We start from the raw sequence: 20,354 nt of genomic DNA on the forward strand, positions 1-20,354 counted from the left end.
GAGGAAAAATTATGAATATACCAAATCGCATTACGATATCACGCATACTATTGATTCCCATCATTATCTTTTTACTTTCAGTGCCATTAGATTGGGGTACTTGGGACATTGGTGAAAGCTCTTTACCTGTATCTCACTTTGTGGCAGCCATTCTATTTATAATCGCTTCCATTACAGACTGGGTTGATGGTTACTACGCTAGAAGGTATAACCTTGTCACAAATTTAGGGAAGTTTTTAGATCCCTTAGCAGATAAATTGCTTGTTTCTGCAGCTTTAATCTCTCTTGTAGAACTTGACATGGCTGCGGCATGGTTAGTGATCTTGATTGTAAGCCGAGAATTTGCTGTGACTGGCTTACGTTTAGTAGCAGCTGGTGAAGGGATTGTTCTTGCAGCTGGACAAATGGGGAAATTAAAAACATGGATTCAAATTATTGCAGCTTCAGCGCTTCTATTACACAACTTTCCGTTTTCATTTGTTGGTTTTCCATTCGCAACAATTTCTTTATGGGCTGCGATGCTCATAACAGTTGCTTCCGGTGTAGAATACTTTGTGAAAAACTGGCATGTGATGGAGGGGTCTAAGTAATGGGAAATGGTGTGAAAGCAGAAATTATTGCAGTTGGTACAGAATTGCTTTTAGGCCAAATCTCCAATACAAATGCTCAATGGATTTCTGAGAAACTGGCATTGCATGGAGTCAACATATTTCATCATAGTGTTATTGGAGATAATTACGATCGCTTAACCTCTCTTTTCTCTTTAGCTCAGGATCGGTCAGATTTAGTTATCGTTACAGGGGGACTTGGTCCAACCGATGATGATTTAACACGTGAAGCGGCTTCTGAGATCTTAAAAAAGCCAATTTTTGAAGATCAAGAGACAATGAGAAATATTGAGTCTTATTATGAACAAAATGGTCAATCCATGAGCCCTAACAACCGAAAGCAAGCACGAATTTTTGAAGGGGCCGATATTTTAAAAAATGATGTTGGTATGGCTCCAGGCATGGCTGTTCAAAAGGATGAAACACTTTGGATATTCTTACCTGGCGTACCTAGAGAAATGAAAGCGATTATGGAGCAAAGTGGTTTTCCATATATTCAAAACACATTTCCTAATCAAAGCCCTATCTTTTCAAGGATGCTTCGTTTTATAGGTATTGGTGAGTCTCAACTTGAGCATGAGTTAAGAGATCTTATTTCAGCACAGCAAAACCCTACCATTGCTCCTTTAGCTAGTAATGGTGAAGTTGCTATACGTCTTACTGCAAAAGCTGAGTCAGAAACAAAAGCAAAGGAACTTGTACAAGCAACAGAGCAGCAGATTTACGAACGTGTTGGAGATTTTGTATATGGATATGACGAGGATTCTATTGAAGAAACAGTTTTTAAACTTTTAAAAGAAAAGAATCTCTCTATATCTGCTGCTGAAAGTTTAACAGGTGGACAATTTGTAGAGCGTCTTGTTACATTAGAGGGTGCTTCAAGCGTTTGTAACGGTGGAGTAGTATGTTATGCCAAAAGCGTGAAAGAAAACTTGCTAGAGGTTCCAAAATTAATTATCAGTCATTATGGAACGGTTAGTGAAGCTTGTGCAGTATCTATGGCCGTTAATGTTGCAAAGAAACTTGAATCAAAAATTGGAATTAGTTTCACAGGTGTCGCAGGGCCTGATGAGGTAGAAGGGCAGTCAGCAGGAACAGTCTACATCGGGTTATATGTTGATGGAGAATCACCTTTTGCGAAACGTTTCTATATTAATGGAGATCGCGACATGGTGCGCACTAGAGCTGTAAAAAAAGGATATGAACTTTTATATCATCATTTAAAGCAAAAAAATTATTAAAATTATATTTTGAAGCTGTTTTCAAAGCCTAAAATGACAAGATTCATAGAGGGAAATTGAAAAGTTATTCCTTCATACTCATTAAAAAATGGGGAACGTTTATTCGTATTTTTCTTGTTAAATTGAATAAAAAGAGTTATGATTGTAATAGTTCAATCTTAAGGGGGAAGAAACGTGAGTGATCGTAAACAAGCGCTCGACATGGCGTTACGTCAAATAGAAAAGCAATTCGGTAAAGGCTCTGTAATGAAGTTAGGGGAGCAAGCCGAGAAGAAAATAAATACTGTACCAAGTGGTTCCTTGGCATTAGATGTTGCTTTAGGTGTTGGTGGTTATCCACGTGGTCGTATCGTTGAGATCTACGGACCTGAATCTTCTGGTAAAACAACTGTTGCTTTACATGCAATTGCAGAAGCACAACGTCAAGGTGGACAAGCAGCATTTATTGATGCCGAGCATGCTCTAGACCCCGTTTATGCACGTGCATTAGGCGTAGATATTGAAGAATTACTTCTATCCCAGCCTGATACAGGAGAACAAGCTCTAGAGATTGCAGAAGCACTAGTTCGTAGTGGTGCAATTGATATGATCGTAATCGACTCTGTTGCAGCGCTTGTTCCAAAAGCGGAGATCGAAGGTGAAATGGGAGATTCCCACGTAGGTCTTCAAGCTCGTCTAATGTCTCAAGCTTTACGTAAGCTTGGTGGTGCCATTAACAAATCGAAGACAACAGCTATTTTCATTAACCAAATCCGTGAAAAAGTCGGTGTCATGTTTGGTAACCCAGAAACAACTCCTGGTGGACGTGCGCTGAAATTCTACTCTTCAGTTCGCCTTGAAGTACGTCGTGCGGAAACATTAAAACAGGGGAATGAAATGGTTGGTAATAAAACGAAGCTCAAAGTCGTGAAAAATAAGGTAGCACCTCCATTTAAACAAGCTGAAGTAGATATCATGTACGGTGAAGGTATTTCAGCTGAAGGTGAGCTTCTTGATATCGGTACAAACTTAGATATTATTACGAAGAGTGGTTCCTGGTACTCGTATAATGACGAGCGCTTAGGCCAAGGTCGTGAAAATGCTAAGCAATTCTTCAAAGAGAATCCAGAAACGTATCACGAAATCCATGCAAAAATCCGTCAGCATTACGGAATGGATGAAACTCCAGATGAAGAAGAATCTGAAGAAAACCAAAGTAGTTTAGACGTTTAATATATCCCCCCTGCCAAATAGGTAGGGGGGATTTTTATTGAGTGGCTTAATTGAAGTATTCAATAATATGGCAGTGCTGGTGCGGGATGGTTCCACAGCCCACCTTAGCCGAATGGTGAATAACGGAACCGCAGCTATCGTAAGGTTTTCTGATTTAAAATCTGTGGTTAAATCAAATATTCCTTAAAGTGATCTAAAGCCTTATATGTAGAGGGGGTTAGTATCTAAAATAAAATCACCTTAAGCATGATATTAAATGATCTCATCCTTGGGTCCGTTAACCTCCATAACAGCAAGGGGTGAAGGAAACGGCGAACTCCAGTGGTAGAAAGGGCGGCCGAGACCCCGCAGGGAACGAAGTGAGTGAGGAGGCTCGGACGGTCTTCCACAGGAGTATCGCCGTTTCAATGAACCCCTTACTCTTTTTTCGGCAACGGACCTCTACCGCACGTTATCTCGAAACCAAGTCTTCAAGATAAGGGGCTTATCTTGAATACCGAACAAATTCATCTACAATAAGAACCAAAGCATATTGAATAAAAACGAGAAAAAGCAAAATATTTAGACGAATTCAATCTTGCTCATTTTGTTTTATGCGACCATTCCTTGACAATACTGGTAGTCAAGCTTAAAATTAATATGTATAATTTTCATTTTTATTTACCTTATACAAATGTAATGATGATTAAACACACGAAAATGAAAATGGAACAATGAACATCTAAGTACATGCCGACAAACATGTATGGTACAAGTAAATAGCAAGAGGAGGTGAACGTATGGGTACAATGACACTAATCATCTCCATTTTGCTTACCCTTATAGTCGGTTTGTTTGTTGGTTATTTGGTTCGGAAATCCATTGCCGAAGCGAAGATTTCCAGTGCAGAAGAATTGGCGAAGCAAATTGTGGACGAAGGGCATCGTAACGCTGATGCAGCGAAAAAGGAAGCTCTTTTAGAAGCAAAAGAAGAGAACCATAAATTTCGTCAGGAAGCTGAACAGGAAGTTAAAGAGCGTCGCAATGAACTTCAGAAGCAAGAAAGCCGTTTAATGCAAAAAGAAGAGAATCTGGATCGTAAAAGTGAAACGCTGGATAAGCGCGAGCTCATGTTAGAGAAGAAAGAAGAGTCACTAACAGAAAAACAACAACAAATTGAAGTAACGGAAAGCAAAGTGGAAGAGATGAGAGAGCAGCAACAGTCTGAGCTTGAACGCATTTCCGGTTACACAACAGATCAAGCTAAACAGATTATTTTAGAACGTGTAGAACAAGAAGTTTCCCATGAATCAGCGCTTATGGTGAAAGAAGCGGAAAATCGTGCGAAAGAGGAAGCTGATAAGAAAGCGAAAAACATTCTATCACTTGCCTTACAACGTTGTGCTGCCGATCACGTTGCAGAGACAACCGTTTCCGTTGTCAACTTACCAAATGACGAAATGAAAGGTCGTATTATTGGACGTGAGGGACGTAATATCCGTACGTTAGAAACATTAACGGGGATTGACCTTATTATTGATGATACACCAGAAGCAGTTATTTTATCTGGGTTTGACCCAATTCGACGAGAGACTGCTCGCATTGCTTTAGAGAAATTAGTACAGGATGGACGTATCCACCCTGCACGCATTGAAGAAATGGTAGAGAAATCTCGTCGTGAAGTAGATGAATATATTCGTGAGGTTGGTGAACAAACAACATTTGAAGTTGGTGTTCACGGTCTACATCCTGATCTTGTGAAGATCTTAGGACGTCTAAAATATCGTACAAGCTATGGTCAAAATGTGTTGAAACACTCCACGGAAGTAGCATACCTATCAGGCTTGTTAGCTGCTGAACTAGGGGAAGACGAAACACTTGCTCGACGCGCTGGATTACTACATGACATTGGTAAAGCCATTGATCATGAAGTAGAAGGTAGTCACGTTGAAATTGGTGTTGAATTGGCTACGAAGTATAAAGAAAATGACACAGTCATCAATGCAATTGCATCTCACCATGGAGATGAAGAAGCTACATCCATTATATCTGTACTAGTAGCTGCAGCGGACGCTCTTTCTGCCGCTCGCCCTGGTGCACGTAGTGAAACACTTGAAAACTACATTAAGCGTCTTGAGAAGTTAGAAGAAATCTCTGAATCCTATGACGGAGTAGAGAAATCCTTTGCTATTCAAGCTGGACGTGAAGTGCGCATCATGGTTAAGCCTGAAGATATCGATGATCTGAAATCTGTTCAGTTAGCTCGAGACGTTCGAAACCGGATTGAGAATGAACTGGATTACCCAGGTCACATTAAAGTAACCGTTGTACGCGAAACAAGAGCAGTTGAATATGCGAAATAAAGAAAGCGATCCCTTAGGGGGTCGCTTTTGATTTGTTTTCAGGGTGTTAGGTACTTTGCCAAAAGCTTTAATTATAAAGGTGGATAGTTTGTAATTCGACCATAGAGCCTCATGACAAAGGTATAATGCATTCAACTGCACCCAATACTACAAGAACCAGAGTTTTGACATCCACACACCTCTGTGTGACACTATAAAAGAATTTTACATAAAGAGAGGAAATACGATATGAAAATATTATTTGTAGGCGACGTTGTAGGATCTCCAGGAAGACAGATGGTTCAAGATTATTTACCAAAATTAAAACAAGCGTACCATCCAAACTTTACGATTATTAATGGTGAAAATGCTGCCTCCGGTAAAGGCATTAATGAAAAAATATATAGAAGTTTTATTGAACAAGGAGCACAGGCTGTAACGCTAGGAAACCATGCATGGGATAAGAAAGAGATTTTTGATTTTATCGATAAGGCAGATAAAATGGTTCGTCCCGCAAACTTTCCGGAAGGTACACCTGGGAAAGGTCTTACTTTCATAAAAGATAATGGGGTAGAATTAGCCATCATTAATCTTCAGGGAAGAACATTTATGCCACCATTAGATGATCCATTCACAAAAGCGGATGAATTGATTAAAGAAGCAAAAAAACGAACAAACCTAATATTCGTTGACTTCCATGCCGAAGCGACTTCTGAAAAACAAGCGATGGCTTGGTATTTAAATGGGCGAGTTAGTGCTATTGTTGGTACTCATACACACGTTCAAACGGCAGATGACCGAATTTTGCCTGATGGTACAGCTTATATTACAGATGTAGGAATGACGGGACCTTATGACGAGATTTTGGGAACGGATAAAGAAGCAGTGATAAAAAAATTCCTTACAAGTTTACCTGTACGTTTTGAGATACCAAAAACGGGTAGAACACAACTAAGTGGATTTTTGGTAGATGTTGACTCTTCTTCCGGTAAAGCTACAAAGGTGAAGCGCATATTAATTAATGACGATCATCCATTCTTTACCTAATTATTTGAATTATTCAAAAAATTCATTCATAATAAGGGGGAATAACTTTCAACTCCATGAATATAGTAAAAGTGGAAGATTATATTAGGATATGAAGGAGGAACTAGTAGTGGAAATATTAAAAGTTTCAGCTAAATCCAACCCGAATTCTGTAGCAGGAGCACTCGCGAACGTACTAAGAGAACGCGGATCAGCGGAAATCCAAGCCATCGGTGCTGGTGCATTAAACCAGGCCGTGAAAGCGGTAGCAATCGCTAGAGGATTTGTTGCCCCAAGTGGTGTTGATCTTATTTGTATTCCAGCTTTTACAGACATTATGATTGATAACGAAGAGCGTACAGCTATTAAACTAATCGTAGAACCTCGATAAGTATCATATAGGTTACCTGTTTGCTAGATGGCAAGCAGGTTTTCTTTTCGTAGGTTCAAAGATTTATATTTCCACTATACAAAAAAGTTCTTAATTTCATTTACATATAATGAGACTCGGCTTAAAGAAGCCGAGTCTTTTTACTCAAGATCTATATTTGGAGGGACAAAAATGATTATCGATGCACATTGTGATGCTCTATATAAATTATGGGAAAAACCAGATTTATCTTTTCTATCTAGTCCTGAACTAGGTGTGAATTACGAGAAGTGGCAAAAGAATCAGGTGAAGGTACAATGCTTTGCTATATATGTTCCAGATTATGTCCATCAGGATCACCAATATCAGGTCGCTTTAGAAATGGTTGATTTATTTTTCGAAAGAATTATAAAGCCAAACCCTAACATTATATGGGTTCAATCACAGCAAGATCTTTTAAATTTAAAGCCTGATGAAAAGGGAGCAATTCTTACATTAGAAGGATGTCACCCTATTGGAGCAGATTTAGTGAAGCTTAAAACGTTAATACGCTTAGGTGTCCGAGCAGTAGGTTTAACTTGGAATCAAGCAAATGCCGTGAGTGATGGTATACGAGAAGAACGTGGTGCAGGCCTATCAGCATTCGGGAAAGAGGTTGTGCAATTGTTAAATGAAAACCATATATGGACAGACGTTTCACACTTATCCTATCAGGGGTTTTGGGATGTTATGGAACTTGCGAAATATCCGATGGCGTCCCACTCAAATGTATATGCGCTGTGTCCACATCCTCGTAATCTAGATGATAAGCAGTTAACTGCTCTGATTAAAAGGAAGGCTTTTATTGGAGTCACGTTTGTATCTGGGTTCTTAGATGAATCAAAAGTGGCGACACCATCTCAAGTAATTCAACATATTCAATACATTCTCCAAATGGGTGGAGAGGACTCTTTAGGATTTGGATCGGATTTTGATGGGACAGATATGATTGTTGATGGTCTCGTTGATTATGATGATTATGATGCCTTTATTAATGTACTCCGAAATCATTACCCTCAAAACATCATTAATAAAATAACCCATGAAAACTTTATTAGAACATTTCCATTCAAATACCAAGAAGTGCTTTAACAACCCTTAGGAAAACACGCATATTTCCTCCCTTATCGTGCGTATAATAAGAGAGAAGAAGATTACTAGATTTCATCATGATACATAAGACATCTTAGAGTGCACGTATAAGGAGATATGCGAAAGGGTGTAAAAGTATGAAAAAGCAGCTCTCATGGAAGGTTGGTGGACAGCAAGGGGAAGGGATCGAAAGTACTGGAGAGATTTTTTCCATTGCTCTAAACCGAATGGGTTATTACTTATATGGTTATAGGCATTTTTCGTCACGGATTAAAGGAGGACATACAAATAATAAAGTTCGTGTATCCACTTCTCAGGTACGTTCTGTTTCGGATGATCTAGATATTTTGGTTGCTTTTGATCAAGAAACCATTGATGTGAATTTTTATGAACTCCAACAGAATGGAATTGTCATCGCTGATGAAAAATTCCAACCTACAATTCCTGAAGGAAGCAATGTCACATTGTATGTTGTGCCTTTTACTAAAATTGCAAAAGACCTTGGCAATGCACTTATGAAAAACATGGTTGCTGTCGGTGCCTCTAGTGCCATACTTGAATTAAATCCAGAATCGTTTCGAGAGGTTGTAGAAAGTATATTCGGACGTAAGGGTGAAAGTGTCGTAGAAAATAACATGGAAGCTATACGTCAAGGGGCACAATATGTACAAGACCAAGCGAGTGGGAATATATCTACAATGAAACTGGAAGAAGCAGATGGAAAGAAAAGAATGTATATGATCGGGAACGATGCTATCGCACTGGGCTTTTTAGCTGGTGGTTGTCGCTTTATGTCTGCCTACCCCATTACACCAGCATCTGAGATTATGGAATATATGATTAAAAAACTACCTGAATTCGGTGGAACAGTTATCCAGACTGAAGATGAGATGGCTGCCGCGACAATGGCTATTGGGGCGAATTATGCAGGAGTTCGAACGATTACGGCATCTGCAGGACCTGGATTATCGCTTATGATGGAGTCAATTGGATTAGCTGGTATGACTGAAACGCCTCTCGTTATTGTCGATACACAACGTGGGGGTCCAAGTACAGGCCTTCCTACCAAACAGGAGCAATCGGATTTGATGGCCATGATCTATGGTACACACGGTGAAATCCCAAAAGTCGTGATGGCTCCAAGTACGGTACAGGAGGCTTTCCATGATGCTGTTGAAGCTTTAAATATTGCAGATGAGTATCAATGTCCTGTAATCCTATTATCTGACCTTCAATTGTCGCTTGGAAAACAGACTGTCGAACCCTTAGACCAACGTTCCATTTCCATTCGTCGTGGTAAAATAAAAGAGGGCGAGGCACTCCCTGTACTAGAAAAAGGTGAAACATTTAAAAGATACGAAACGACAGAAGATGGGGTTTCTCCTCGTGTTCTCCCTGGAACGAAAAACGGAATTTTCCATGTTACGGGTGTTGAGCATAATGAAGCTGGAAAACCTTCAGAGCTTTCGGAAAACCGACAAGTTCAAATGGATAAACGAATGCGAAAACTAAAAGATTTACCTAAAACGTTCAACATTCCTGTTTATAAAGATACCCCACACGAACTAGCAGATGTTTTACTAGTTGGGTTTAATTCCACACGCGGAACAATCGAAGAAGCCAAGCTACTTTTAGAAAAAGATGGATATAAAGTCAATCACGCACAAATACGATTAATTCATCCTTTTCCAATAGATGAAATGTTGCCACTTATTTCATCAGCTAATAAAGTGCTTGTTATCGAACATAACGCTACAGGACAATTAGCGAGTATTCTTAGAATGAACGTAGGTAATGCCCACAAAATGGCTAGTGTTCTGAAGTATGATGGTACACCGTTTAAACCTGGCGAGATGTATAAAGAATGCAAGGGGTTGATCTAATGGCAACATTTAAAGATTTTCGGAATAAAGTAAAGCCGAACTGGTGTCCAGGTTGTGGTGATTTTTCCGTACAGGCCTCTATTCAAAAGGCGGCTGCAAATATTGGGTTAGAGCCTGAAGACGTTGCATTAATCTCAGGTATTGGATGTTCGGGTCGTATATCTGGGTATATACACGCCTATGGATTTCACGGCATCCATGGTCGAGCTCTACCTTTAGCTCAAGGCGTAAAAATGGCTAACAAGGATTTAACGGTTATAGCGTCAGGTGGTGATGGTGATGGATTTGCGATCGGTATGGGTCACACCATACATGCCATTCGTAGAAATATGAATATCACGTATATTGTCATGGATAACCAAATCTATGGATTAACAAAAGGGCAGACATCGCCCCGAAGTGAAATGGGCTTTGTGACGAAAAGTACGCCAGAAGGATCGATCGAGTCATCTGTTAATGTTATTGAGATGGCACTCTCTTCAGGAGCTACTTTTGTAGCACAGAGTTTTTCCAGTGACTTAAAAGATCTCACGTCTATTATTGAACAGGGCATTCAGCATGATGGGTTTTCCTTTATCAATGTTTTTAGTCCTTGTGTGACCTACAACAAAATAAATACGTATGAATGGTTTAAAGATAATCTAGTTAAACTTAAAGATATAGAAGGTTATGATGCGAGTAGTAGAGAAGAAGCTATGCGCACATTGATGAATTATGACGGGCTTGTGTCAGGATTAATCTATCAAAATAAGGAACAAAAATCCTATCAGGAGCTTATCCATGGCTATAAAGAAGATTCATTAGTTACATCAGAGCTAAACATGAATGACGATCATTTTGAAAAACTTATTTCAGAATTTATGTAATGATAAAATGTACGAAACCGCTCTTATCAAGGGCGGTTTTTTAATTTCTTTTTGTAAACGCTTTCTCGTGTGTGCAAATGTACATGTGAGGAGGACATAATCGTAATAAATACTGGCGCTTTTTCATGAAATATGATTATAATAGTGTTAGATTAATAATTTAACGGTAAGAGGTGTTCACCATGGATGGAAGAATGAAAGCGCTAGTAAAGCATGAACGTGCTAAAGGTGCTCAACTTCAAGAAGTAGATATTCCTAAAATAGGAGACTTAGATGTTTTAATAAAAGTAAAAGCGACTTCAATTTGTGGGACAGACCTCCACATCTATAATTGGGATGAATGGTCTGCTAGTCGAGTGAATCCACCATATGTATTCGGACATGAATTTTCTGGTGAAGTTGTTGAAGTAGGGAGTAAAGTTTCGAAAGTAAATGTTGGGGACTATGTAAGTGCAGAGACACATATTGTATGTCACCAATGCCCTCAATGTTTAACAGGGAAGTTCCACATCTGTGAGAACACTCAAATTATTGGAGTAGATACGAACGGATGCTTTGCAGAATATGTAGCTCTTCCAGAAGAGAATATGTGGAAGAATCCAGATACAATGTCAACTGACATTGCGTCCATACAAGAACCGATGGGGAATGCAGTACATACAGTTCTTAACGGTGATGTAGCTGGGAAAAATGTAGCCATTATCGGATGTGGACCAATTGGATTAATGGCAGTAGGTGTTGCTAAGGCTGCAGGGGCTTCACAAGTTCTTGCTTTTGACTTGAATCCTTATCGCTTAGAATTAGCTGAGAAGATGGGTGCCACAACGATTGTTAACTCGAAAGAAATGGATCCAGTAGCAAAGGCCAAAGAGCTAACAGACGGTCATGGTGTTGATGTCGTATGTGAAATGAGTGGTCACCCTATCGCAATGGATCAAGGCTTCAAGATGGTTACGAACGGTGGTCGTGTTTCGATTTTAAGTCTGCCTGTAAAACCTGTTACCCTTGATGTAACAAATGATATTGTTTTTAAAGGTATAGAAGTACAAGGAATTGCTGGGCGTAAGATGTTCGAAACATGGCAGCAGGTATCTCGTTTACTTCAATCGAATCAGGTAGATGTAACCCCAATTATTACGCACCATCTTCCTATGGAGGATTTTGAAAAAGGGTTCCAATTAATGAATGAAGGGAAATGCGGTAAAGTCGTATTACACCCGAATGCTTATTAGCATTTTCAGACGAGCTATTCCAGAAGAATCACCACATTTATCAAATATTGCTATAAAGTCCAAAGCCTATTGGGGATATAGTGAGGCGTTTATGAAGGAATGTGAGCTTCTTTTACACGTTCCTTCTGATCGCATTGCGAAAGATCATGTCTATGTGATCGAGGATGGAGGTTCTGTTACAGGGTTTTATTCTATAATTCAAAACAAAAATCATGCGTGGCTTGAGGATTTCTATTTAGACCCTGTATACATAGGAGAAGGACTTGGCAAAAGAATGTGGTATCATATGGTTAGTGTTGCCAGGAACTATTCTATAGAAAAAATAGAATGGGAAAGTGACCCGTATGCTGCTCCTTTTTATGAATGGATGGGAGCAACGAAAATCGGAGACACTGCTACTGGGGCCAACCAAAAACCATTACCTAAATATCAGTATATTGTATTAGATTAAGGAGGCGATTGCATGAAGGGTTTTGAGCATTTACAAGAAGAACTTAATCAAATGAAAGACGAAGGTACGTTTCGTGAATTAATCCCACTAGAATCAGCACAAGGATCTCGTGTAACGATTAAAGGGAAGGATGTTATTCAACTTTCCTCTAACAACTACCTTGGTTTAACCAATCATCCTCGTATGAAGGAAGCGGCTGAAAAGGCAATTGAAGAGTATGGTGTAGGTACAGGATCAGTTCGTACAATTGCAGGTACTCTTTCTATGCACGAAGAGTATGAGCGTAAACTTGCAAAATTTAAGCACACAGAAGCAGCGCTTGTATTCCAATCTGGTTTTACGACGAACCAAGGTGTTCTTTCTTCCATGTTAAATGATCAGGACGTTGTCATTTCTGATGAATTAAACCACGCTTCAATCATTGATGGCATCCGTCTAACTAAAGCAGCGCGTAAAATTTACAAGCACGTTGACATGGAATCTTTAGAGGAAGCACTAAAAGCTTCTAGTGAGTACCGTACACGTTTAGTTGTAACAGATGGTGTTTTCTCTATGGACGGAAACATTGCACCATTACCAGAAATCGTTGAATTAGCTGAGAAATATGATGCCCTTATTATGGTAGATGATGCTCATGCTAGTGGTGTGCTTGGTGAAAATGGCCGAGGCACAGTAAATCACTTTGGTTTAGATGGTCGTGTACATATTCAGGTTGGTACGCTAAGTAAAGCTATTGGTGTACTTGGTGGGTATGTAGCAACATCTCAAACATTAAAAGAGTACTTAATCCACAAAGGCCGTCCATTCCTGTTCAGTACATCACACCCGCCAGCAGTTACAGCAGCATGTGACGCAGCAATTGATGTATTACTTGAAGAACCAGAGTTAATTCAAAAGCTATGGGATAACACGAAATTCTTCAAGGATGGTTTAACGAAGCTAGGCTTTGATACAGGTATCAGTAAAACACCGATTACACCAGTAATGATTGGTGACGACGCACTGACACATAAATTTTCCGATGAACTGTTCAAAGAAGGCGTGTTTGCACAAGGTATTGTTTTCCCAACTGTACCAAAAGGAAAAGCACGTATTCGTACGATTGTTACAGCAGAGCACTCTAAAGAAGAGCTCCAAGAAGCATTGGACGCATTTGAGCGCGCTGGTAAGAATTTGGGAATTTTATAACAGTGAAGAGCTGACCTCGATATGTGGGGTCAGCTTTTGTTATGGACAAGATGTGACATCTAGCTCCACCGCCCAGCAACGAAGGGGCTTGGGCCCACACGACGTGAGTCAGATCGACGTTGTCACAGGACGTGACGAACTTGGGGTCACACGATGTGGGTCAGATCGGCGTTGTCACAGGACGTGACGAACTTAGCCGATCATCCTTTTTACTTTCTCCGTTCGATAAGTCAACATCAAATTGCTTCACAATTTGTGTTTCCTTTATCTCACTACGGGCTCAGTCCAGTCCCTTCGTTGCTAAACGGACGGATTCGCTTTTGTTAATTTTGTCACGAAATGTCCTTTTATTTTTGCTTTCAAGCCTGATATAATATTACAGTTAGAGAGACCGTACGAAAGGAGATCTCCATTAATGAACGAAAAGCAAAGACTTGAACAACAAATTATCAATAAGAATCCATCGGACATAAAATCCGAGAAGGATCAAGATTTAGAAAGAATTAAAAGTACATCATCAGATGAAATGATTGCGAAATACTTTCAAACCACATACCAGGCACCTAATATGAAGGATGCTAAAAAACGCGGAAAACAAGATACTCAGGTCCATTATGACTTTAAAATCCCGGAAGATATGAAAAATATCGGAGAAGGAAAAAAGTTTCTAATCCGTACTTATGGTTGCCAGATGAACGAACATGACACAGAAGTTATGGCTGGTATCCTTGCTGACATGGGTTATGAAACCACATATGATCAACATGAAGCGGATATTATTCTGCTAAACACTTGTGCAATCCGTGAAAATGCAGAGAATAAAGTGTTTGGTGAAATCGGTCACTTAAAAGCATTGAAGCGTGAAAATCCAGACTTAATTCTAGGTGTATGTGGCTGTATGTCACAGGAAGAATCCGTGGTAAATCGTATTCTACAAAAGCACCAATTTATTGATCTGATATTTGGTACCCATAACATCCACCGTTTACCACAGCTACTTAAAGAAGCACTGTTCGGTAAAGAAATGGTCGTTGATGTATGGTCGAAGGAAGGGGATATCATTGAAAACCTTCCACGCCAACGTAAAGGGAATATCAAAGCTTGGGTAAACATTATGTACGGGTGTGACAAATTCTGTACGTATTGTATTGTACCATTCACGCGCGGTAAAGAGCGTAGTCGCCTACCTGAAGACATTATTCAGGAAGTTCGTCATTTGGCTGCTCAAGGATATAAGGAAATTACGCTTCTTGGTCAAAACGTAAACGCATACGGTAAAGATCTAGATATGGAATATGGGCTGGGAGATTTAATGGACGAGATCCATAAAATCGATATCCCGCGTGTTCGATTTACAACATCTCACCCACGCGATTTTGACGACCGTCTTATTGAAGTGCTAGCTAAAGGCGGGAACTTACTGGATCACATTCACTTACCTGTACAATCAGGAAGTTCAGAAGTCTTAAAGATTATGAACCGTCGCTACACGCGTGAACGTTATTTAGATCTTGTTCGTAAAATTCGTGAGGCAATGCCAAATGCAACGTTAACAACAGATATTATTGTTGGCTTCCCGAATGAAACAGAAGAACAGTTCCAAGAAACCTTAACACTTGTTGAGGAAGTTGGATTTGAAGGGGCGTACACATTTATTTACTCACCACGTGAGGGTACCCCAGCTGCTAAAATGCAAGATAATGTACCACATGAAGTGAAAAAAGAACGTTTGCAACGCCTTAATGCAGTAGTCAATCATCAAGCTGCACAGGCAATGAGCAAATATGAAGGGGAAGTTGTCGAGGTCCTCGTCGAAGGTGAAAGTAAGAACAACCCAGATGTATTAGCGGGACATACGTATAGAAACAAACTCGTAAACTTCCGTGCACCAAAGTCGATGATTGGACAGATTGTACCTGTGAAAATAACAAAAGCAAAAACATGGTCTCTTGATGGGGAAATGGTAGAGACAGCGGAGGTTCGATAATATGGCAAAATATACACGTAAAGAAGTTATCTCACGAGCAGAAGAGTTAGCACACATGATGGCAGAAACACCTGAGATTGATCGTTTCAAACAAGTAGAAGCAAAACTTAATGAAAACAAAAAAGTGCAAGAGTTAATTAATCGCATCAAATCCCTACAAAAAAACGCGGTTAACTTCCAGTATTATGAGAAGACTGAAGCACTTAAAAAAGTTGAAAAAGAGATCGATCGTTTACAAGAAGAATTAGATGAAATCCCTGTTGTGCAAGAGTTCAAGAACACTCAAACAGACGTGAATGACTTCTTGCAAATGGTTTCGAATTCTATCGCAAATGAAGTGACGAACGAAATCATTCGTGAAACAGGCGGAGATTTGTTAAAAGGTACGACAGGCTCAGCAACAGTTGACGAAGGTGAAGGTTGCAGCCACTAATATAAGTAAGGAAAGAGCATTCGGTAAACGGGTGCTCTTTTTTTGTGCTATAGGAAAATTATAAAATTACTATCTTGTGTATAACTCTTTTATGAGTGTGGCCACATCCGGTTACAGGGTCGAGCATCTTCCTTACCCAAAAACTGTACAAGCTTTCGCCAAATTTCTTCCAACTTTCTTTAACTTTTCGTACATTTTCTTAGGCGCTTGCATAGAATGTACTAGGAGCAAAAATCTTTTGTTCATATGAGTTAGAAATGTGAATCATTTTTATACTTTGTGCACTTCGGGCGAATGTCTTGCATAGGATGAGTATGAACAAAGAAGGAGGAGGTTGGGCTCTCATGTCTTTATTTGACCAGGAGTATCGTGAGATCATTACAAAAGCGGTATGCGGAAAGGGTCGAAAGTTTACACAAGATACGAATACCGTATCACCATCTCATCGCCCAACGAGCATTTTGGGATGCTGGGTAATCAACCACATTTATAATGCAAGGAATAAGGGCGACTATGTGGAAGTATCAGGGAGTTACGACGTAAACACTTGGTATTCGTATAATGACAATACGAAGACTGAAGTTGTAACAGAAAAGGTGAATTATAGAGATCAAGTTCGCCTTTCCACAAAAGATGCAAACTGCTTAAGTGATGATTTTGAAGTAGTCGCTCGTGTGGTGCAGCAACCAAATTGTTTAGAGGCACGTATTTCGAATCAAGGCCACAAGATTGTTGTGGATGTAGAACGTGAATTTATCGTCGAGGTTGTCGGTGAGACAAAAGTTTACGTAAAGCAAGATCCCGAGGGTCTTCTAAATTTAGATGACGAATGGGATTTTGATGTTGAGGAAGATGATTTCTCAGATATCGACCCAGATTTCTTAGCAAAAGAAGAAGAAGAGTAACAAAAACGATCCCCTTCTTAGGAAGGCGGATCGTTTTTTATTTCTTAATTGTTTTGTTCACATTCTGTTTAAAGAGTTATTCAATTATATGGAAGTAATATGGAATAACTGTTTTAGTAAGAGAGGAGGTTCCGTTGCTATTGTGGAGTGCGGTGGGCTTGGGAACGGGTTGCTTTCCCCGGACGAACGATCGAGCCTCCTCATACGCTACGCTTCTTGCGGGGTCTCGCTCGCCCGTTTTTCCGGAGGAGTCAACCCGTTCCCAAGCCCACCTTAGCCGAATGGAGATTAACGGAACCGCAGCGATATGAGGAGGTAATGCTTACGGACATTTGTTCCGCTATTTCACCTTAAAATGGTTTTTCTAAAGAGCTTACGGACATTCATTCCGCTAATTGCTGCAAATCACCGTAATAAAGAGCAATCTGTCACAAATAAGGTACCATATGTCCGTAACGACTCTCGAAATGCCTTAAAAGTTCAAAATAACGGAACAGATGTCCGTAAGGTTTAGAACTCACACACTAGGGTCCGTTATTCTCCATAAACGCAAGGGGGGGGGGAAGGAAACGGCAAACTCCAGTGGTAGAAAGGGCAGATGAGACCCCACAGAGAACGGAGTGAACGAGGAGGCTCAGCTGGTCTTCCACAGGAGTATTGCCGTTTCACTGACCCCCTTACTCTCATGCAAGCAACGGACTCCTCCGAACCTATATCTCGAATCCAAGTCTCCCAGATAAGGGGGCTTTAATGGAAATATTAAATTTTAAAACACCCACAATAAATATGGCTTACGCTCACAGAAATCAACGTACTTTTCTAGAATATGGACTTCTCTTAGATTAGTAGAGCCGCCAATCTATATGCTATAATGGATAGCATATGAGATTTGATCGGTTGGAGGAAAAATGATGGCAAAACATACACCAATGATGCAGCAATATTTACAAATCAAAGCCCAACATAAAGATGCTTTTTTATTTTTTCGCTTAGGCGATTTTTATGAAATGTTCTTTGAAGATGCTACAAGAGCAGCTCAAGAGTTAGAGATTACATTAACAAGTCGTGATGGTGGAGATGAGCGGATTCCAATGTGTGGAGTTCCTTATCATTCTGCTGAAAACTATATTAAAAACTTAATAGAAAAAGGCTTCAAAGTCGCCATTTGTGAACAAGTTGAAGATCCTAAACATACAAAAGGGGTCGTAAAACGTGAAGTCGTTCAACTGATTACTCCAGGTACAGTAATGGAGGGGGCTATGCTTCAAGAAGAAGAAAATAACTTCCTTGCTGCTGTTACACCTTTTGACAATCAAACCTATGTTGTTGCGTATAATGACTTAACAACAGGCGAAAATAGCGTTGCTCTCATTAACGACGGATTTGATCATGTGCTTAGTGAGCTTTACAATCGTCCAGTAAAAGAGATTGTCGTTCCCCCAGATATGGCTGAGGACAAAAGCTCAGCATTCGTAGAACGATTAGGAGTTACCCTATCTACAGAAGAAGAATCGGACATGCCAGAAGAACACTTAGATCTTGTGAAAGACCTACCTCAAGATAAACTGAAAACCGGATTTGGGCGACTATTCCATTACATTCAACGCACACAGAAACGCTCAATGGATCACCTGATGCCAGTACAAGTCATTGAGTTACAACAGTATATGACACTGGATATGTATTCCAAGCGAAACCTCGAACTAATGGAAACCCTTCGTAAACAAGGGAAAAAGGGAAGTCTTTTGTGGGTTCTTGATAAGACTGTAACTTCAATGGGAGCACGTCTTCTTAAAAAATGGCTAGAGCGTCCACTTTTAAATAAAAATATGATAGAAAAGCGCTACAATCAGGTGGAAGGATTAGTAGAGCAATTTTTTGAGCGTGAATCGTTAAGAGAAGCGCTTACCTCTGTGTATGACCTCGAGCGTTTAGCAGGACGAGTAGCATATGGGAATGTGAACGCGCGCGATCTTATTCAACTAAAACAATCTTTATCTAAGGTCCCTGAGATTAAAACACTCTTACAATCGTTCCAGCAACCTGAGCTTCATAGACTTGCAGACAACATCGATCCCCTCCAAGAAGTTCATGATTTCTTAGAGGAATCCATTAGTGACGATGCTCCTATTACGATTAAAGAAGGGAACATTATTAAAGATGGATTTAATGGCCAACTTGATGACTACCGAGATGCAGCCAGGAACGGGAAACAATGGATTGCTGAACTCGAACAAAAAGAGCGTCAGGATACAGGGATTAAGTCACTTAAAGTAGGCTATAATCGTGTTTTTGGCTACTATATTGAGGTAACAAAAGCCAATCTTCACCTTTTACCTGAAGGAAGGTATGAACGTAAGCAAACGTTAACGAACGCAGAACGTTATATTACCCCTGATTTAAAAGAAAAAGAGAGTCTCATTCTCGAAGCTCAGGAAAAAAGTGTAGACCTTGAGTACGAGTTGTTTATCCAAGTGCGTGACCGAGTAAAACAATACATCCGCCCGCTCCAACAGCTTGCAGAGCAGATTAGTGGTATTGATGTTCTTCAAGGTTTTGCGACGGTTAGTGAAACGAATCAGTATTACCGTCCAACCATTACCGAAACTCGTACCGTTAATATTGATAAAGGCCGTCACCCTGTTGTTGAGCAGGTTATGAAAGATGATTCTTTTGTTCCTAATGATGTGAAAATGGGCGAGGATAACGATATCCTCCTCATTACAGGTCCAAACATGAGTGGTAAAAGTACCTATATGCGTCAGCTTGCTTTGACAGCCATAATGGCGCAAGTAGGTTGTTTTGTCCCGTGTGAATCAGCTCAGTTACCAATATTTGATCAAATTTTCACTCGTATTGGAGCGGCTGATGATCTAGTTTCCGGTCAGAGTACTTTTATGGTGGAAATGATGGAAGCTAAACATGCGTTAACCAACGCTACGGAAAACAGCTTGATTTTGCTAGATGAAATTGGGCGTGGGACAAGCACGTATGATGGAATGGCTTTAGCGCAAGCAATTGTTGAGCATATTCATGAACACATTCATGCTAAAACATTATTCTCAACGCACTATCATGAGTTAACCGAACTTGATCAGTCACTTTCAAAATTAAAAAACGTCCATGTACGTGCAGAGGAATATGAAGGACGCGTAGTCTTCCTTCACCAAATTCAAGACGGCGCTGCAGATGAGAGTTATGGAATTCATGTGGCACAGCTAGCAGAACTCCCTTCTGAACTCATCCAACGAGCAAATAGTCTTCTACAGCAGTTTGAAGGCTCATCAGTAGAGGCGCCTAAGCAAGTTGAACCTGAACCAGACGGTCAACTTTCCTTATTTGTAGAAGAAAAGCAACCAGAAAAAGCACGATCAGTGAATCCAAATCAACAAAACGTAATTGATAAACTTGGAAACTTGAATTTACTAGAGATGAACCCAATAGAAGCCATGAACCATCTTTATCAATTGCAAAAGGAACTGAACAAATAATAGAGGAGG

The 20,354-nt window shown here is 40.0% G+C and carries 18 protein-coding genes; all 18 read left to right on the forward strand.

What is annotated here, in order from left to right; genetic code table 11:
* Positions 1-11: 11 nt before the first annotated feature.
* The 18 genes from pgsA to mutS all read left to right on the forward strand — a co-directional run bounded on the left by pgsA (position 12) and on the right by mutS (position 20,345).
* Entirely contained in the window at positions 12-590 is a 579-nt protein-coding gene (gene pgsA / locus GS400_RS09540) for a CDP-diacylglycerol--glycerol-3-phosphate 3-phosphatidyltransferase (RefSeq protein ID WP_160101193.1), read from the forward strand.
* On the forward strand, positions 590-1,849 hold the full coding sequence (locus GS400_RS09545; protein ID WP_160101195.1) for a competence/damage-inducible protein A: 1,260 nt from the start codon (positions 590-592) through the stop codon (positions 1,847-1,849). The genes pgsA and GS400_RS09545 overlap by 1 nt, the downstream gene beginning before the upstream one ends.
* A gap of 174 nt (positions 1,850-2,023) precedes the next feature.
* On the forward strand, positions 2,024-3,061 hold the full coding sequence (recA, locus tag GS400_RS09550; protein WP_160101197.1) for a recombinase RecA: 1,038 nt from the start codon (positions 2,024-2,026) through the stop codon (positions 3,059-3,061).
* 37 nt (positions 3,062-3,098) lie between these two features.
* Positions 3,099-3,248, forward strand: coding sequence for a hypothetical protein (locus tag GS400_RS09555; RefSeq protein WP_160101199.1), 150 nt, complete (start codon positions 3,099-3,101; stop codon positions 3,246-3,248).
* A gap of 592 nt (positions 3,249-3,840) precedes the next feature.
* Positions 3,841-5,403 (forward strand): ribonuclease Y, encoded by a 1,563-nt coding sequence (rny, locus tag GS400_RS09560; protein WP_160101201.1) that lies wholly within the window; start codon positions 3,841-3,843, stop codon positions 5,401-5,403.
* Positions 5,404-5,631: 228 nt separating this feature from the next.
* Positions 5,632-6,429 (forward strand): TIGR00282 family metallophosphoesterase, encoded by a 798-nt coding sequence (locus GS400_RS09565; RefSeq protein ID WP_160101203.1) that lies wholly within the window; start codon positions 5,632-5,634, stop codon positions 6,427-6,429.
* Positions 6,430-6,538: 109 nt separating this feature from the next.
* Positions 6,539-6,799, forward strand: coding sequence for a stage V sporulation protein SpoVS (gene spoVS, locus GS400_RS09570; RefSeq protein ID WP_044157499.1), 261 nt, complete (start codon positions 6,539-6,541; stop codon positions 6,797-6,799).
* Positions 6,800-6,970: 171 nt separating this feature from the next.
* A complete protein-coding gene (locus tag GS400_RS09575) occupies positions 6,971-7,909 on the forward strand; it encodes a dipeptidase (protein WP_160101205.1) in 939 nt (312 codons plus the stop codon).
* A 137-nt stretch (positions 7,910-8,046) separates the two neighbouring features.
* Positions 8,047-9,792 carry a 2-oxoacid:acceptor oxidoreductase subunit alpha gene (locus GS400_RS09580; protein ID WP_160101207.1) on the forward strand — a complete coding sequence of 582 codons (1,746 nt, stop codon included), beginning with the start codon at positions 8,047-8,049 and terminating at the stop codon, positions 9,790-9,792.
* Positions 9,792-10,658 carry a 2-oxoacid:ferredoxin oxidoreductase subunit beta gene (locus GS400_RS09585; RefSeq protein ID WP_160101209.1) on the forward strand — a complete coding sequence of 289 codons (867 nt, stop codon included), beginning with the start codon at positions 9,792-9,794 and terminating at the stop codon, positions 10,656-10,658. Before GS400_RS09580 ends, GS400_RS09585 begins: the two co-directional genes overlap by 1 nt.
* Positions 10,659-10,840: 182 nt before the next feature.
* Positions 10,841-11,890 (forward strand): L-threonine 3-dehydrogenase, encoded by a 1,050-nt coding sequence (tdh, locus tag GS400_RS09590; RefSeq protein WP_160101211.1) that lies wholly within the window; start codon positions 10,841-10,843, stop codon positions 11,888-11,890.
* Positions 11,880-12,341 (forward strand): GNAT family N-acetyltransferase, encoded by a 462-nt coding sequence (locus GS400_RS09595; RefSeq protein ID WP_160101213.1) that lies wholly within the window; start codon positions 11,880-11,882, stop codon positions 12,339-12,341. Before tdh ends, GS400_RS09595 begins: the two co-directional genes overlap by 11 nt.
* A 12-nt stretch (positions 12,342-12,353) precedes the next feature.
* Positions 12,354-13,529 carry a glycine C-acetyltransferase gene (locus GS400_RS09600; protein WP_160101215.1) on the forward strand — a complete coding sequence of 392 codons (1,176 nt, stop codon included), beginning with the start codon at positions 12,354-12,356 and terminating at the stop codon, positions 13,527-13,529.
* A 415-nt stretch (positions 13,530-13,944) separates the two neighbouring features.
* Positions 13,945-15,516 carry a tRNA (N6-isopentenyl adenosine(37)-C2)-methylthiotransferase MiaB gene (miaB, locus tag GS400_RS09605; protein ID WP_160101217.1) on the forward strand — a complete coding sequence of 524 codons (1,572 nt, stop codon included), beginning with the start codon at positions 13,945-13,947 and terminating at the stop codon, positions 15,514-15,516.
* Position 15,517: 1 nt separating this feature from the next.
* Positions 15,518-15,949, forward strand: a complete 432-nt coding sequence (locus tag GS400_RS09610) for a YlbF/YmcA family competence regulator (protein ID WP_160101219.1) — start codon at positions 15,518-15,520, stop codon at positions 15,947-15,949.
* Positions 15,950-16,293: 344 nt separating this feature from the next.
* Complete coding sequence (gene cotE / locus GS400_RS09615) at positions 16,294-16,854, forward strand: outer spore coat protein CotE (RefSeq protein WP_160101221.1); 561 nt, start codon at positions 16,294-16,296, stop codon at positions 16,852-16,854.
* 355 nt (positions 16,855-17,209) lie between these two features.
* The gene (locus GS400_RS09620) at positions 17,210-17,368 is read left to right on the forward strand and encodes a hypothetical protein (RefSeq protein ID WP_160101223.1); all 159 of its coding nucleotides are present in this window, start codon (positions 17,210-17,212) and stop codon (positions 17,366-17,368) included.
* 397 nt (positions 17,369-17,765) lie between these two features.
* Positions 17,766-20,345 carry a DNA mismatch repair protein MutS gene (gene mutS, locus GS400_RS09625; protein WP_160101225.1) on the forward strand — a complete coding sequence of 860 codons (2,580 nt, stop codon included), beginning with the start codon at positions 17,766-17,768 and terminating at the stop codon, positions 20,343-20,345.
* The last annotated feature ends 9 nt before the right edge of the window (positions 20,346-20,354 follow it).

Origin of the sequence: Pontibacillus sp. HMF3514, from assembly GCF_009858175.1 — a bacterium.
Taxonomy (GTDB): Bacteria; Bacillota; Bacilli; order Bacillales; family BH030062; genus Pontibacillus.